Below are 14,811 nucleotides of genomic sequence, written 5' to 3'. Positions count from 1 at the left end.
CGCGGCATGTGCGCCGTCGCCCCTCTGGACTCGTGAAAAGGAACCGGCCGTGAATTCCGCCGCGATGCAATCCGCCGCTGGCGCGTCGAAGACGCGCAGCTCCAACCCGTTCGGCCATCTCGGGCCGCTGCGCCGGTTCATTGCGCCGGCCGTCACGCGGCCGTTCGCGATCGTCGAGACGGCCGTGTTCGTCGCGATCGTGCTCGCCGTGAGCCGCGGATTCGACCCGCGCGATCCGCTGCTGCTGCAGGCGGGCTTCCCGTGGCTGTGGTTCGCGCCGCTCGTCGTCGCGCTGCGCTACGGCACGCTGCCCGGGCTGCTCGGCGGGGCGCTGATGGTGGGCGCGTGGAAGCTCGGCTATCCGCCGGGCGCGCCGTGGCCGGTGATGTTCTTCGCGGGCGGGCTGCTGCAGACGGTGATCGCGGGCCATTTCGGCGATACGTGGGGACACCGGGCGCGCCGCGCGTCGACGATCAACGACTACCTGAACGACCGGCTCGTCGCGATCACGAACAGCCACTACCTGATGCGGCTGTCGCACGAGCGGCTCGAAAAGGACCTGCTGTCGAAGCCGACCACGCTGCGCGACTCGATCACCGAACTGCGGCGCCTGTCGGTCGCCGGCACGCAGGAGGCCTCGGCCGCCGCGGCCGCCGATCCGTCAGCCGACGCGCCGGCCGGCTCGCGCGCGCCGCTGCGCGCGCTGCCGGGCGCGGCCGGGATGCTCGAATTCGTCGCGCAGGTATGCCAGATCGAAGTCGGCGCGGTGTTTCCGGTGCGCCACGGCCGCCCCGCGAGCGTGGCGGCGGCGCAGGTCGGCGACGCGTTCGCGCTCGTCGCCGGCGACGAACTGGTGGTGCACGCGCTGCGCACGAAAAGCGTCGCGCATCTGCGCAGCGAAGGCGTGAACGCGGCGCAGACCGAATATCTCGTGTGCGCGCCCCTCGTGAGCGCCGACGGCGAGGTGATCGCGCTGCTCGCGGTCAGGCGCATGCCGTTCCTGTCGCTGAACTTCGACAACCTGCAACTGCTGCTCGTGCTGCTCGCGTACTACGCGGACGGCGTCGAACATGCGGGTCTCGTGCAGGGGATCCTTGCCGCGGTGCCGGGGTGCCCGTACGACTTCGCGCTCGATCTCGGCCGTCTCACGCGGCTGCAGCGCGAGGCGGGGATCGCGTCGTCGCTGGTCGCGCTGGTGTTTCCGCGCGGCGAAGAGGGCGACTCGCTGTTCGAGCACGTGCTGCGCCGCCGGCGCGCACTCGACCTGATGTGGCCGCTGCAGACCGCGTCGCATTCGGTGCTGGTGAACCTGATGCCGGCCACCGACACGACCGGCATCGACGGCTATCTGGCGCGTATCGAGAGCAGTCTCGCCGCGCAGTTCGAGCTCGACATGGAGCGCGCGCACATCGGCGTGCATACGCTGCATCTGGGGGCGCTCGAACCGGGCCTGGCGCTGCAGCGCCTGCTCAAGCGCAGCGGCGCCGATGTCTAGGGCCGCCGCCTTCTGCGCCGGCGTGCTGCGCGCGCTCGGCTGCGTGCTCGTGCAGGCGCTCGCATGGTGGGCGTTCGCGCATGCGGGCGCGCGGGTCGATCCGCGGGTCGATCCGCTCGTCACCGGCTTCGCGCTCCAGGCGCTTGCCGCCGCGGTGCAGGCGTTCCTGTTGCGGCCGCTGCTGCCGGTGCGCTATCGCGAGCCGCGCCGCGCGGCGTTCTGGCTGCTGTGGGCGCTGCTCGCGTTCGTGCCGCTCGCGGGCGGCCTCATCGTGCTCGCGAGCTGCGCGTGGGCGGCGTGGTTTCCGGCTGTGCGCGCGAACGAGCGGCTCACCGAGGTGGGGCGCCCCGAATTCGTCACGCATCTGGTGTCGCGGGTCGCGCATGGCGGCGGCGCGCGGCTGCAGGCGCGGCTCGTCAACACCCAGGTGTCGTCCACCGACCGGCTCACCGCGCTGGTCGCGATCCAGAGCATGCCGACCCGCACCACCGGCAGCCTGCTGCGCGAGCTGCTCGCCGATCCGATCGAGGACGTGCGGCTGATCGCATACGGCACGCTGGACCATGCCGAGAACGAGATCATGCAGAAGATCTACGCGGCAAGCCAGATGCTCGAGAAGGCCGGCTCCGGCACCGAGCGCCACGCGCTGAACCGGCAGCTTGCCGAGCTGTACTTCGAGCTGATCTATCAGAACCTCGTGCAGGGCGCCGTGTACCGGCACACGCTCGAACAGGCGGAACGGCACGCCCGCGCCGCGCTCGCGATCGACGCGCGCGATGCCGCGCTGTGGCTGATCCGCGGCCGCCTCGCGCTCGCCGAGGGGCGCGCCGACGATGCGGGCGCCGCGATGGCGCGCGCGCTGGAACTCGGCTTTCCGCGCGAGCGCCTGACGCCGTGGCTCGCGGAGGTCGCGTTCCTGCGCGGCGAGTACGCGCTCACGCGCGAACTGCTTGCGTCGCTCGGCAACGCGGCGGCGCTGCCGACGCTCAAACCTACTGTCACTTACTGGTCGTGATGAATCCGTCCCTGAACCGGCGCGCCGCCGATGCCGATGTCTGCCTGCTGCTCGAAGGCACGTTCCCGTTCGTGCGCGGCGGCGTGTCGAGCTGGGTCAACGAGATGCTGCGCGCGTATCCGCACACGCGCTTCGCGGTGGTCTTCATCGGCAGCCGCGAGGAGGACTACCGGGGCGCGGCCTACGCGCTGCCCGATAACGTCGTGCACTTCGAGGCGCACTATCTGTACGAGGCGGCGCCCAGCGTCGAGCACAAGCCGCGCGAGGTCGCGGGCGACGCGGCCGCGTTCGCGCAGTCGGCGCGGCTGCACGATGCGCTGCGCGGCGCGAACGGCGATAGCGCGGCTGCGCTGATGGCGCAGATGGTGCCGACGCTCGGCGCGCACGGCGCGCTGAACGAGGTGCAGTTCTCGACGAGCCGCGCCGCGTGGGATTTCATCGTCGACCAGTACGAACGGCACTGCACGGACCCGTCGTTCACCGACTACTTCTGGACCGTGCGGATCATGCACAAGCCGCTGTGGCAGCTCGCGAACATCGCCGCGCAGCTGCCGCCGGCGCGCGTGTATCACACGGTGTCGACCGGCTACGCGGGCTTTCTCGGCACGCTGCTGCACTACCGCAGCGGCCGGCCGCTGCTCGTCTCCGAACACGGCATCTATACGAAGGAGCGCAAGATCGATCTGCTGCAAAGCCAGTGGATCCGCGACAACCGCGGCGCATTCGAGCGCGACATCTCGCGCATCAGCTATTTCCGCGAACTGTGGGTGCGCTTTTTCGAAGCGCTCGGCCGGCTCGCGTACGATGCGGCGGCCGAGATCGTCGCGCTGTACGAAGCGAACCGGCTGCGCCAGATCGCCGACGGCGCGGCGGCCGCGAAGACCCGCAGCATCCCGAACGGCGTCGACGTGGACGCGCTCGCGCCGCTCGTCGCCCAGCGCACGGAGGGGCCGCGCCGCGTGGTCGCGCTGATCGGCCGCGTGGTGCCGATCAAGGACATCAAGACCTTCATTCGCGCGATGTTCGTCGCGTCGCGCAGCATGCCGGACATCGAAGGCTGGATCGTCGGCCCGGAGGAAGAGGATCCGGCCTACGCGCTCGAATGCCGCGCGCTGGTCGAGAGTCTGGGCCTTGCCGCCTGCGTGAAGTTTCTCGGCTTTCAGCGCATCGACGCGGTGCTGCCGAAGGTCGACCTGATCGCGCTCACGTCGATCAGCGAAGCGCTGCCGCTCGTCGTGCTCGAAGGCTTCGCGGCGGGGGTGCCGTCGGTCACGACCGACGTGGGCTCGTGCCGCCAGCTGATCGAGGGCTTCAGCGACGACGACCGCGCGTTCGGCAGCGCCGGCGCGATCGTGCCGATTGCCGATCCGGCGAAATTCGCGCAGGCCGCGCTCGCGCTGCTGAACGACGACGCGCGCTGGCGCGCCGCGCAGCAGGCAGGTCTCGCGCGCGTGCGCCGTTACTACACGAAGGCCCAGATGACACACAGCTACGAGACGCTCTACACGCAACTCGCGGCCGCCCCCGACGCGCGGCCCGGCGCGGCCGCCGTACGCGGCTGCCCGGTGCCGCACGCGGCGGCGCATGGCGGGGAGGCGCGCTGATGGCCGGGATCGGTTTCGAACTGCGCAAGATCCTGCGCGAGGAGACGCTCTTCGGCGTCGCGCGCGCGTATGCCTATGCCGGCCTGATCAGCTCGGGGCCGCTGATCCTGTCGATCTTCGGCATTCTGCTGATCGGCGTGATGAGCCTCGCGTTCGTGATTCCGAAGTTCGCGATCGTGCAGTTCCAGGTGTCGGTCACCTATCTGATCGCGCTCAGCCTGATTCTCACGGGGCCGCTGCAGCTCGCGTTCACGCGCTTCATCTCGGACCGTCTGTTCGAAAAGCGCGACGACCTCGTGCTGTCGAACTACAACGGCGTCGTGCTGGTGACCACGCTGGTCGCGGGTCTGGTCGCGAGCATCGCGATGCTCGCCGGCTTTCGCGGCGAGCCGCTCGCGTATCGCGTGCTGATGGTGGCGGGCTTCGTGGTCGTGAGCAACATCTGGATCGCGGTGATCTTCCTGTCGAGCGTCAAGCAGTACCGGCAGATTCTCTACGTGTTCACGCTCGGCTACGGCTGCACGGTCGCCTTCGCGTTGCTGCTGAACCGGCATGGGATCGTCGGGCTGCTGGGCGGCTTCGTCGCGGGGCACGTGGTGCTGCTCGGCGGCCTGTCGGGGCTCATCTACCGGGGCTACCGCAGCGGCCGGCTGATTTCGTTCGAGGCGTTCGACCGGCGCTTCGCGTATCCGTCGCTTGCGCTCGTCGGGCTGCTGTTCAACCTCGGCGTGTGGATCGACAAGTTCATGTTCTGGTACACGCCGGGCACGAGCACGCCGGTGATCGGGCCGCTGCGCGCGTCGATGATCTACGACATTCCGGTGTTCATTGCCTACGTGTGCGTGATGCCGGGCATGGCGACCTTTCTGGTGCGCATCGAGGCGGACTTCGTCGAGTACTACGACGCGTTCTACGAAGCCGTGCGCAGCGGCGCGACGCTGCGCCATATCAACGACATGCGCGACATGATGGTGGGCAGCGTGCGCGCGGGTCTGTACGAGATCATCAAGATCCAGGCGATCATGCTGCTGCTGATCGTCGCGTTCGGCCGCAATCTGCTGCAGGCGCTGCATATTTCGACGCTCTACATGCCGCTGCTGACCGTCGACGCGATTGCCGCCAGCCTGCAGGTGCTGCTGCTCGGCCTGCTGAACGTCTTCTTCTATCTGGACGCGCGCGGCACGGTGCTGCGCCTGTGCGCGGCGTTTGCGTTCCTGAACGGCGCGCTCACGTGGGGCACGCTGCAGATGAGCCCGAACGCCTACGGCTACGGTTTCGCGGCGGCGCTGCTGATCCTCGTGGTGGCGGCGGTGCTGGTGCTCGACCGCAAGTTTTCGCGGCTCGAATACGAAACCTACATGTTGCACAACTGAGCGCGCGATGAACGATACGACGCTGCGGCGCCTGCGCCGCGTTGCTCGCGCGATGTGGCTCGCCACGCTCGGCGGGCTGGTTCAAGCGGGCGCGGCGGGCGCGGCGCCCGCGGACGGCGCGGGTGCGGCGCCGTCGGTCGCGTTCTTCTACGGCGCACCGGTGCCGGTCGAGCCGTTGTCCGCGTTCGATGCGGTGGTGGTCGAGCCCGACAGCGGCTTCGATCCGGCCATGCATGCCGACGGCCGCACGCGCTGGTTCGCGTATGTGAGCGTCGGCGAAGTGGCGCCGCAGCGCGCATGGTATGCGCAGATTCCGCCCGCGTGGCTCGCCGGCCACAACACGACGTGGGGCTCGCGCGTGATCGACCAGGCGGCGCCGGGCTGGCCGGCGTTCTACGTGAAGCACGTGATCGCGCCGCTCTGGCGCAAGGGGTATCGCGGCTTCTTTCTCGACACGCTCGATTCGTATCAGCTGATCGCGAAGACCGATGCGGCGCGCGCGCGCCAGCAGGCGGGGCTCGTCGCGGTGATTCGCGCGATCGGCGCGCGCTATCCGCAAGCGAAGCTGATCTTCAATCGCGGCTTCGAGATTCTGCCGCAGGTGCACGACCTTGCGTATGCGGTCGCGTTCGAGTCGCTCTACAGCGGCTGGGATCAGGCGCAGCGGCGCTACGTGCCGGTGCCGGCGGCGGACCGCGCGTGGCTGCTCGGCAAGGCGCACGAGGTGCGCGAGCGCTACGGACTGCCGGTGGTGTCGATCGACTATTGCGCGCCGGACGATCGTGCCTGCGCCGTCGATACGGTGCGCAGGATCTGTGCGGACGGCCTGGTGCCTTATGTGGCCGACGGCGCGCTGCAGACCGTCGGTGTCGGGGCGGCCGGACTGTGCGATCCGGCCGATCTGCCGCATTAATGCGCCGGCGGGCGGGGCCGCCGCGCTGAGGCAAGTCCTGCTGAGGCAAGCCCTGTTGAGGCAAGTCTTGTTGAGGCAAGTCCTGCTGAGGCAAGTCCTGCTGAGGTAAGTCCTGCTGAGGTAAGTCCTGCTGAGGTAAGTCCCGGCGGTCAGGCTGCGCTGAGGCGAGCCTCGGCAGTCAGGCTGCGCGGACGTGCCGGACCGGGTGCGGGGCGTGTGGGGTGAGCGGGGCGTGTGGCGCGTGCGGCACCGTCCCCGCGTCAGCGCAACTGCACGAACGCGAGCAGCAGCACCATGCTGCCGATCGCGCCATCCAGCACGCGCCACGCGCCGGCGCGGCGAAACAGCGGGGCGAGCATCCGCGCGCCGTATCCCAGCCCGGCGAACCAGACCGCGCTCACGCCCATCGCCCCCAGTGCGAACGCGAGCCGCGCGTGCGGCGGCTCGCGTGCGCCGGCGGTGCCGATCAGCAGGAACGTGTCCAGATACACGTGCGGGTTGAGCCAGGTGAACGCAAGCGTCATGAGCACGATCGCGAGCGCGCCCGGCGTGGCGGGTTCGCTGGCGGCGCCGGACGGCCGCACGTCGAGCACCGCATGACCGGGCTGCCACGCGCGGCGCAGCGCGCTCACGCCGAACCACGCGAGATAGGCGAGACCCACGTACAGCAGGGCGTGAACGAACGCCGGATAGCGTTCGACGAGCGCCGACGCGCCGCCGACGCCCGCGCCGATCAGCGCGAAATCGGACAGCGTGCACAGCAGCACGATCTTGCCGACGTGCGCGCGCTGGATGCCTTGGCGCAGCACGAACGCATTCTGCGCGCCGATGGTGACGATCAGCGACGCGCACAGCGCCGCGCCATGAGAAAAAGCGAGCCAGTTCATCGGATTCGGGTGGACGCGGAAACGGAATACACGCTAGTCTGCGGCTTGGGTGATCATAAGAGAAGCTCATTTCCCTAACCTCGATTAAGGAACGCTAATGCTCGACTATGCGCTGCTGGACGCGCTTGCGGGGGTCGTGCGGCATGGCTCGTTCGAGCGCGCGGCGCGTGCGCTGAACGTGACGCCGTCGGCGGTGTCGCAGCGGGTGAAACTGCTCGAGGAGCGCGTCGGCAGCGTGCTCGTGAAGCGCGGCCAGCCGTGCGTGGCCACGGCGGCCGGCGCGCTGCTGTGCCGGCATACCGAGCGCGTGAAGCTGCTCGAATCGGAGCTTGGCGGGATGCTGCCGGCGTTGCCGGGGGCACGCCCGCAAGCGTGGCCGACGCTGCGCGTCGCGGTCAACGACGACAGCGTCGGCACCTGGTTCATCGATGCGGTCGCCGACTTCTGCGCGCAGCGCGCGATGCTGCTCGACGTCGTGATCGACGACCAGGATCACACCGCGCAGCGCATCCGCGACGGCAGCGTGCAGGGCGCGGTCACGACCCAGGCGGAGCCGGTGCAGGGCTGCCGCGCGGTGCGGCTCGGCCGGATGCGCTACCGGGCGGTATGTGCGCCGGCGTTTCATCGGCGCTACTTCGACGCGGGCGTCACGCGCGACACGTTGCGGCATGCGCCGTGTATCGACTTCAACCCGAAGGACCAGTTGCAGAAGCGCTTCGTGCGCCGCATCACGCGCGCGCAGGTCGAGCCGCCGCGGCACTGGATTCCGCACGTCGCCGGCTTTTTGCGCGCGTGCGTGACGGGGATGGGGTGGGGGATGTGCCCGGAGCGGATGGTCGAGCCGTATCTCGCGCGCGGCGAACTGATCGACATTGCGCCGGGCAAGCCGATCGACGTCGACCTGTACTGGCAAAGCTGGCGCCTGTCGATCGCGTGGCTCGACGAATTCAGTGCGGTGCTGCGCGAACGGGCGGGGCGGTTTCTGGATTGAGCGGGGTGGGGCGCTGCGGCTGCGGCCTACCTTTGAGGTTCGTCAGGCTGCGGCCTTGCGAGGCGCTGCCTTCGGATTAGGCGTTCTGACGACGCCCTTGCATTTCGCCTGTTCCTCACCGCCATCCGGCCGATCGCATCATGGTGTTTGAGCGTCGAATTTGCGGGAAATCACATACACCGTAACGTCACTCATTGAGCATTCGCTGGATGACGCGTTATTGACAGTGACAACGTGAATTTCCCGCCCTGCTTTGGAATAGAGTGTGATATCGAATACTTGCCGGTAAAGATCTTTGCCGATTTTCTCTATTGAAACCGGAGTGGCCTTTGTCCGGGACTCGTCAAGCTGCGGAATCTGCAGGATTCCGGCATTTTGCAACTTGACTTCTGTGACGTTGACTGGCCAGCTTGCGCAGGGTAGCCCGGCGGGCAGACGGGCGAAGCATAAGGCGGGTATGCCCAGCAGTAACAGGAGAATGCGCCGCATCACCGGACTACCTGCAATATATGGTCCCAGATCTGGCCCCGGACTGACCGGCGTTCAATGACGCAACCGTTAGAGGCGCTTCCCGGGTGGCTCATGCTGTCACCATGAATCAAAAAACCGGAGCGTCCATAAGTATAGGTGCCGTTTTGTGGAGTCAGGCGCATCGCGTATCCTGCATGGGGATGATGAAACGGCGCGCCTATGCTGTATTGCCCCAGCGGAATGGGGCCGACATCGGGTGTCCCTTGCATGGCGGAATTATTCCTGCCGTTGCCTTGGCCGGAATAGCCGCCGTCAAACCAGCTTCCATTGTGATAAAGGCGCCCAGTTGACTGGTGATATATCCACGGTATATAAGATCCGAAAAAATAAAGGACTGCTTATTTTAATATTTAACCTGTCTCAAATACACAGCCATCTCAACACATGAACGAATCCATCTGAAGCCGCATCACTCTGTCAAGATTCGCCGACCTGAAGCCGACGCTGACCATATGGCCGGGGTGCCGGCGCTTGTCGTCACACTTGCGAACACGAACACCGCCGAAGAAATCCTTGTGTGAATCGCATGGCGGGAACGTGCCGCACGGGTTGACGCGATCCCGCCTGCCCCGCGCTTTGCCGGGGCGATGACATCGACCGTCGCTGAGCCCCTTGACTCGATCGATGAGACGGATTCATAGATGGACGGCGCCGCCGTGCTTCGTCATCCTCGTCGCCGCCGTCAAGGGGGCCGCCGCCGTCACATCTCCGGCCCGGCCACGGCGCCTGCCGCTTCGGCGCCCGCCGCATCGCGCGTCTCCGGCATCGCGGCCCACACGAGCAGCACCGCGAGCGCGCCGGCCGCGGCGAGTCCGAAGAAGCTGATCCGGTTGCCGAAGTGATCGGCGGCGAACCCCGCCGCCGCCGTGCTGAGCGTCGCGCCGATTCCCGCCGCGAGTCCGAACAGGCCGATACACAGGTTGTAGCGCCCCTTGCCGCCGGCGACGTCGGCGGCGATCAGCGGCAGCATCACGCCGAACACGGCTGCGCTGATGCCGTCGAGCATCTGCACCGGCACGAGCAGGTACGGGCTGCTGATACCGGCGAACAGCAGCGCGCGCAGCGGCAGCGCCATGAAGCCGAACAGCAGGATCGGCCGGCGCCCCCAGCGCTGCGCGGAGCGTCCGACCCACGGCGACATCATCGCGACGATCGCCTGCGGCACGATGATGCATGCCGCGATCACCAGTTGCACGTTGTCGCCCATGCCGGCCGTGACTTCGCCGGCCGCGAGGTTCAGCATCGCCGCGTTCGACAGATGGAACAGCACGATGCACGCCGCGAACACCAGCATGCGCCGGTCGCGCAGCAGATCGAGCAGACTTTCGCGCTCGCCGTCCTCGGGCGGCGGCGGCGCGTCGTGCGGCAGCGCTCCCACGCTGCCGGTGTGCTGGATCATCGACAGCGCGACGAGCGCGGGCAGCGCCAGCGCGGCGGTCAGCCAGAACACCGCGCGCGCCGAGAAGTATTCGCCGAACAGCCCCATCAGCCCGGCGGCGACCGCGCTGCCGATCGATGCCCAGCGCGCGTTGCGGCCCAGCCGGTCGCCGAGGTTCTGGCGTCCCACCAGCGCGAACGAGATCGCGGCCATCGCCGGCACCAGCATGCAGCTCGCAAAGCCGTGGAATACCTCGGCGGCGATCACCGGCAGCATCGTCGGACTGCTCGCGAGCAGCACCGCGCTGACGATGATCGCGATGGTCGCCCATGCCGCCGCCCCCTTCTTGTTGTGCATCGCGTCGACCGCGGCGCCGGCCGGCACCTGGCTCACCATGGCGCTCACGGTCCCCACCGACAGCACCATGCCGATCTCGCCCTGGGTCCACTTGTGCGACGCGAGGTACGACGCGATGAACGGGCCGAACCCGGTCTGCACGTTCGCGACGAAGAAGTTCATCCAGTCGAGCGCGCGCAGGCTGCGCAGGTGAAGCTTGCTTGCGCCGCTCATCGGACCGCCCGCGCGGCCGACGCCGCGGTGGCCGGCGCAGCGGCCGGCGCGCGCGGCGCCGGCGACACCGCCTCCACGGGCTCGCCCGACGCATAGCGCGGCGACGCCGCGATCTGCGCCTCGCTCAGATCGATTTGCGGCTGCAGCGCCTGACCTTTCGCGACGAGGTGCAAGGCCGACCAGCTCGCCGCGATCATGCGCCGCTCCGGGCTCACCATGCCGCTCACGTCGAGCACGAGCGCCTGCGGCTGCGCCTGGGCGTCGATCAGCACGTCGACGACGCGTCCGACCTTCGCGCCGTCCGGCCGCTCGACGGTCGCATCGATCAGCGGCAACTGCGTCGCGGTGTGCTCCTTCTCCCGCGTGCGCTCACGCGGCGGCGTGCGGCCGGGCACGAGATCGAGCGTGACCGGCACCTTGCGGTCCGCCGGCGTGAAGCGGAACGCGCTCCACGGGAAGCTCACCTTGCGGTCGCCGACGCCGAGGAAGCCGAGCAGGTTCACGACCATCTCGACCGGCTTGCCGGCCGCATCGGCAATCATGTTGACCGCGCGCCCGATGACCTTGCCGTCGGGCTTCTGCACTTGCGCATCGAGCAGGCCGCGCGCGTCGTCGCGCCCGATCGTGCGGGTCGTGATCAGCGGAGCCGGGGCGGGCGGCGCGGCCGGCCGCGGACTCGCGACGGGCTTCGGCGGCTCGATCCTGCGCGGGGGCGGCGGCGGCCGGCGCGGCTTTTTCGGGGCTTCCGGCTCGGCGGGGGCGCTCGGGACGGTCGTCTCGGGCGCCCCCGCGACGAGTGCGGCGCTCGCCGGCTCGACGAACACCGGCACGGCCTCGGTGATCGGCGCGCGCTGCGGTCCCCGCAGCAGGCTGCAGCCCGACAGCGCGGCGGCCGCGGCGACCGGCAGGATCAGGCAGCGCGACGCGTGGAGCGTGGCGGCGGCGGGCAAGGCAGGGCGGGGAAAACCACCAGTCATCGGCAAGGGCTCCAGGGGCAGGGGCGAGGCGCGCCGGCGCGGCGAAGGGCGCGGCGCACGGCCGTGAGTTTAACCTGCGGCTCGCAGCGCCCGCGGTGTGCGCGGCACCCGTGGCACCCATGGCACCCGTGGCGTGCGTGGCGTGAGTGGCGTGCGTGGCGTGAGTGGCGTGCGTGGCGTGAGTGGCGTGCGTGGTGTGAGTGGTGTGAGTGGTGTGAGTGGTGTGAGTGGCACCCGCGGCGCCCGTGGCACCCGTGGCACCCGTGGCACCCGTGGCACCCGTGGCACCCGTGGCACCCGTGGCGTGCGGCGCACCCTTCGCACCCGAGGCGCACGTCACACCCGCCGCGCCTGCGATGTCCGGCTGCCCGCAGTTGCCCGCGCGCGCGGGCCGCGCCGCCGTAGGTGTAAACGCGCGGCGCGCGCGCGCCGCCCGCCGCGCGCTGAGGGATATAAGGCCCCTGACATGACCGGCATGTAATTGATGCGATGGGAGACATAGTTGTCTTCGCCTACATTTCGGGGCAGCAAATGAAGAACGGTGCGATCGCGATGGCCCGGCGAGCGCGTTAAGCGGATCCCGGCAACCGTCGTACGAAAGCAGCCTGACCCGGCATACCGACACGCGGCCGGGACAAACGTTCCAACCTTGCCTTACCCACACTAAACCAATTTACCCGAGACCAACCTGATGACAGCCGTGCCTGTGGCTGTTTCAGCTTGCTGATAAAGGAGGCACTCATCATGATGGAACCCCACGCGCAGCCGCTCGCCGAGCCGGGCGTCACGCCTTTTGCCGCCAAGGGCTGGCTGGACCGCTACTTCGAGATCACCGCGCGCGGCAGCTCGCAGCGCCAGGAATTCGTCGCCGGCGTGACCACGTTTCTCGCAATGGTCTATTCGGTCTTCGTCGTGCCCGGCATGTTCGGCAAGGCGGGCTTCGACACTAGCGCCGTCTTCGTCGCGGTCTGCCTGACCACCGCCTTCGGCTCGCTGCTGATGGGCGTGTGGGCGAAGCTGCCGATCGCGATCGGCTGCGCAATCTCGCTCACCGCGTTCACCGCGTTCGGCCTTGTGCTCGGCAAGGGGCTGCACCCGACCGTCGCGCTCGGCGCGGTGTTTTTGATGGGCGTCGTGTTCACCGGGATTTCGGTGACCGGCGTGCGCTCGTGGATCCTGCGCAATCTGCCGGCGGGCGTCGCGCATGGCACCGGCATCGGCATCGGGCTGTTCCTGCTGCTGATCGCCGCGAACGACGTCGGCCTCGTCGTGAAGAACCCGGGCGCGGGCCTGCCGGTCACGCTCGGCCATCTGACCGCGCTGCCCGCGATCATGTCGGTGGTCGGGCTGGCCGCGATCTTCGGGCTCGTGCGCCGTCGCGTGCCGGGCTCGATCCTGATCGTGATCGTCGCGATCTCGGCGCTCGGCCTGCTGATCGACCCCAGCGTGACGTTCCATGGCGTGTTCGCGGTGCCGTCGCTGAGCGCGCCGGGGCATACGTCGCTGATCGGCGCGATGGACATCCGCGGCGCGCTGTCGCTCGCGGTGCTGCCGAGCGTGCTCGCGCTGGTGATGACGGCCGTGTTCGACGCGACCGGCACGATCCGCGCGGTCGCCGGCCAGGCAGGCCAGCTCGACGAGAACGGCCGCATCATCAACGGCGGGCGCGCGCTCACCGCGGACTCGCTCAGCTCGATCTTCTCGGGCCTGCTCGGCGGCGCGCCGGCGGCAGCCTACATCGAGTCGACGGTCGGCGTCGCGGCCGGCGCGAAGACCGGCATGGCCGCGGCGGTCGTCGGCCTGCTGTTTCTCGTCGTGATGTTCTTCTCGCCGCTCGCCGCGCTCGTGCCCTCGTATGCGACCGCGCCGGCGCTGATGTACGTCGGCCTGCTGATGCTGTCGAGCGTGAGCAAGCTGCACATGGACGACATGGTCGATTCGATGTCCGGGCTCGTGTGCGCGGTGTTCATCGTGCTGACCGCGAACATCGTGACCGGCATCATGCTCGGCTTCAGCACGCTCGTGATCGGCCGCATCGTGAGCGGCGAGTTCCGCAAGCTGAACGTCGGCACCGTGGCGATCGCCATCGTGCTGGCCGTGTTCTATCTCGGCGGCTGGGCCATCTGAAGTCCGCGCGCGCAGCCGGCTCGGGCCGGTCCGCGCGCGCCGTCGCACGGGGGCGGGGCCGGCGTTGCGCGCCGCCCGCTCCGCAGGCGTGGCCGGCCGCGAAACGCCGCGCGGCCACGCACCAGGTCTTTCTCCATGGCGGTTGTGCCCGCTTTCACGTGCAGCATGCTGCGGCCGGGTCGGTCCGCAACAGGTTGCACGTTTCTTTTTTGGCGCGGCGCACGCTGCGCGCGCGGTTGCGCGAAGCCCGCTACAGCGACAGCTCGAACGCGGGCCTGATGAACACTTCGATCGCCATCACGATGAGTCCCATTGCCGCCGCGGCGAGCGTGAGCGTGCCGTACTCGTCGTAGCGCGAGTCATACAGGCACGCGACCACGAACAGGATCGCGAGCAGATTGGTTAGCCATTCGAAATTCAGCGCGAGATTCATCGAAGCATCCGGGCGTGGGGACGAGTCGCGGGAATGGCCGAGCCACATCCCGCGCAGCGGCGGATTTTAGCGAGTTCACCTTACGGATGCGCAACGCCCGCGCTTACACGGCTTACACCGGGCAGCGCTGCGGCCGAATACTGCCGAATGTCGCCGACCACGCAGACCACGCCGACCACGCCGAACCCGCCGAACCCGCCGAACCCGCCGAACCCGCCGAACCCGCCGAACCCGCCGAACCCGCCGAACCCGCCGAACCCGCCGAACCCGCCGAACCCGCCGAACCCGCCGAACCCCGCCGACCCCCGCCGCCCCCGCCGCCCCCGCCGCCCCCGCCGCCCCCGCCGCCGAACCCGCCAGACGCTCGCCGGGTTCGCTGCCGGCCCGCTCCACGCGCACGGTGTCTCCCATTTTCGTTGCGTGTCTAGACAAGCCGGATGCCGCCACGGCCCGTCCGCAGCGTCGCGCGGGGTCCCCCTCGCGGGCTTGTGCGCCCGTCCATCTCGCGCGTGTTCAT

At 69.0% G+C, this 14,811-nt stretch carries 13 protein-coding genes; 7 read left to right on the top strand and 6 right to left on the bottom strand.

Annotated features, from left to right (window positions below; all coding sequences use genetic code 11):
- Window positions 1-49 precede the first annotated feature (49 nt).
- From AC3AP7_RS10210 to AC3AP7_RS10190, 5 genes are read left to right on the top strand one after another with little or no spacing between them, the layout of a single operon-like run.
- A complete protein-coding gene (locus tag AC3AP7_RS10210; RefSeq protein ID WP_475763399.1) occupies window positions 50-1,495 on the top strand; it encodes a PelD GGDEF domain-containing protein in 1,446 nt (481 codons plus the stop codon).
- Window positions 1,488-2,510: a tetratricopeptide repeat protein gene (locus AC3AP7_RS10205; RefSeq protein WP_475763401.1), complete on the top strand. Its 1,023-nt coding sequence runs from the start codon at window positions 1,488-1,490 to the stop codon at window positions 2,508-2,510. Before AC3AP7_RS10210 ends, AC3AP7_RS10205 begins: the two co-directional genes overlap by 8 nt.
- On the top strand, window positions 2,510-4,114 hold the full coding sequence (gene pelF, locus AC3AP7_RS10200; RefSeq protein WP_475763403.1) for a GT4 family glycosyltransferase PelF: 1,605 nt from the start codon (window positions 2,510-2,512) through the stop codon (window positions 4,112-4,114). Before AC3AP7_RS10205 ends, pelF begins: the two co-directional genes overlap by 1 nt.
- Entirely contained in the window at window positions 4,114-5,487 is a 1,374-nt protein-coding gene (gene pelG, locus AC3AP7_RS10195) for an exopolysaccharide Pel transporter PelG (RefSeq protein ID WP_475763405.1), read from the top strand. The genes pelF and pelG overlap by 1 nt, the downstream gene beginning before the upstream one ends.
- A gap of 7 nt (window positions 5,488-5,494) precedes the next feature.
- Window positions 5,495-6,400, top strand: a complete 906-nt coding sequence (locus AC3AP7_RS10190) for an endo alpha-1,4 polygalactosaminidase (RefSeq protein ID WP_475763407.1) — start codon at window positions 5,495-5,497, stop codon at window positions 6,398-6,400.
- 260 nt (window positions 6,401-6,660) lie between these two features.
- Here AC3AP7_RS10190 and AC3AP7_RS10185 read toward each other — a convergent pair whose 3' ends face one another.
- Window positions 6,661-7,287, bottom strand: coding sequence for a LysE/ArgO family amino acid transporter (locus AC3AP7_RS10185; RefSeq protein ID WP_475763409.1), 627 nt, complete (start codon window positions 7,285-7,287; stop codon window positions 6,661-6,663).
- Window positions 7,288-7,384: 97 nt separating this feature from the next.
- Between AC3AP7_RS10185 and AC3AP7_RS10180 the strand changes: the two genes are divergently transcribed.
- Entirely contained in the window at window positions 7,385-8,278 is an 894-nt protein-coding gene (locus AC3AP7_RS10180) for a LysR family transcriptional regulator ArgP (protein WP_475763411.1), read from the top strand.
- Window positions 8,279-8,416: 138 nt separating this feature from the next.
- Here AC3AP7_RS10180 and AC3AP7_RS10175 read toward each other — a convergent pair whose 3' ends face one another.
- The 4 genes from AC3AP7_RS10175 to AC3AP7_RS10160 all read right to left on the bottom strand — a co-directional run bounded on the left by AC3AP7_RS10175 (window position 8,417) and on the right by AC3AP7_RS10160 (window position 11,734).
- Window positions 8,417-8,767, bottom strand: a complete 351-nt coding sequence (locus tag AC3AP7_RS10175; RefSeq protein ID WP_475763413.1) for a hypothetical protein — start codon at window positions 8,765-8,767, stop codon at window positions 8,417-8,419.
- On the bottom strand, window positions 8,767-9,111 hold the full coding sequence (locus tag AC3AP7_RS10170; RefSeq protein WP_487362699.1) for a tlde1 domain-containing protein: 345 nt from the start codon (window positions 9,109-9,111) through the stop codon (window positions 8,767-8,769). Before AC3AP7_RS10170 ends, AC3AP7_RS10175 begins: the two co-directional genes overlap by 1 nt.
- 398 nt (window positions 9,112-9,509) lie before the next feature.
- On the bottom strand, window positions 9,510-10,757 hold the full coding sequence (locus AC3AP7_RS10165) for an MFS transporter (protein ID WP_475763415.1): 1,248 nt from the start codon (window positions 10,755-10,757) through the stop codon (window positions 9,510-9,512).
- Window positions 10,754-11,734 (bottom strand): PRC-barrel domain containing protein, encoded by a 981-nt coding sequence (locus tag AC3AP7_RS10160; protein WP_475763417.1) that lies wholly within the window; start codon window positions 11,732-11,734, stop codon window positions 10,754-10,756. The genes AC3AP7_RS10165 and AC3AP7_RS10160 overlap by 4 nt, the downstream gene beginning before the upstream one ends.
- Before the next feature lie 744 nt (window positions 11,735-12,478).
- On the opposite strand from AC3AP7_RS10160, the gene AC3AP7_RS10155 reads away from it, so the two are divergent.
- Window positions 12,479-13,861, top strand: a complete 1,383-nt coding sequence (locus tag AC3AP7_RS10155; RefSeq protein WP_475763419.1) for an NCS2 family permease — start codon at window positions 12,479-12,481, stop codon at window positions 13,859-13,861.
- Window positions 13,862-14,111: 250 nt separating this feature from the next.
- On the opposite strand, the gene AC3AP7_RS10150 is transcribed toward AC3AP7_RS10155, so the two are convergent.
- Window positions 14,112-14,294, bottom strand: a complete 183-nt coding sequence (locus AC3AP7_RS10150) for a hypothetical protein (protein ID WP_475763421.1) — start codon at window positions 14,292-14,294, stop codon at window positions 14,112-14,114.
- Window positions 14,295-14,811: the final 517 nt, after the last annotated feature.

This window comes from Paraburkholderia sp. PAMB 6770, assembly GCF_057748135.1.
The sequence above is the reverse complement of the archived record's forward strand: the minus strand, read 5'-3'. Positions and strand labels throughout refer to the sequence as shown.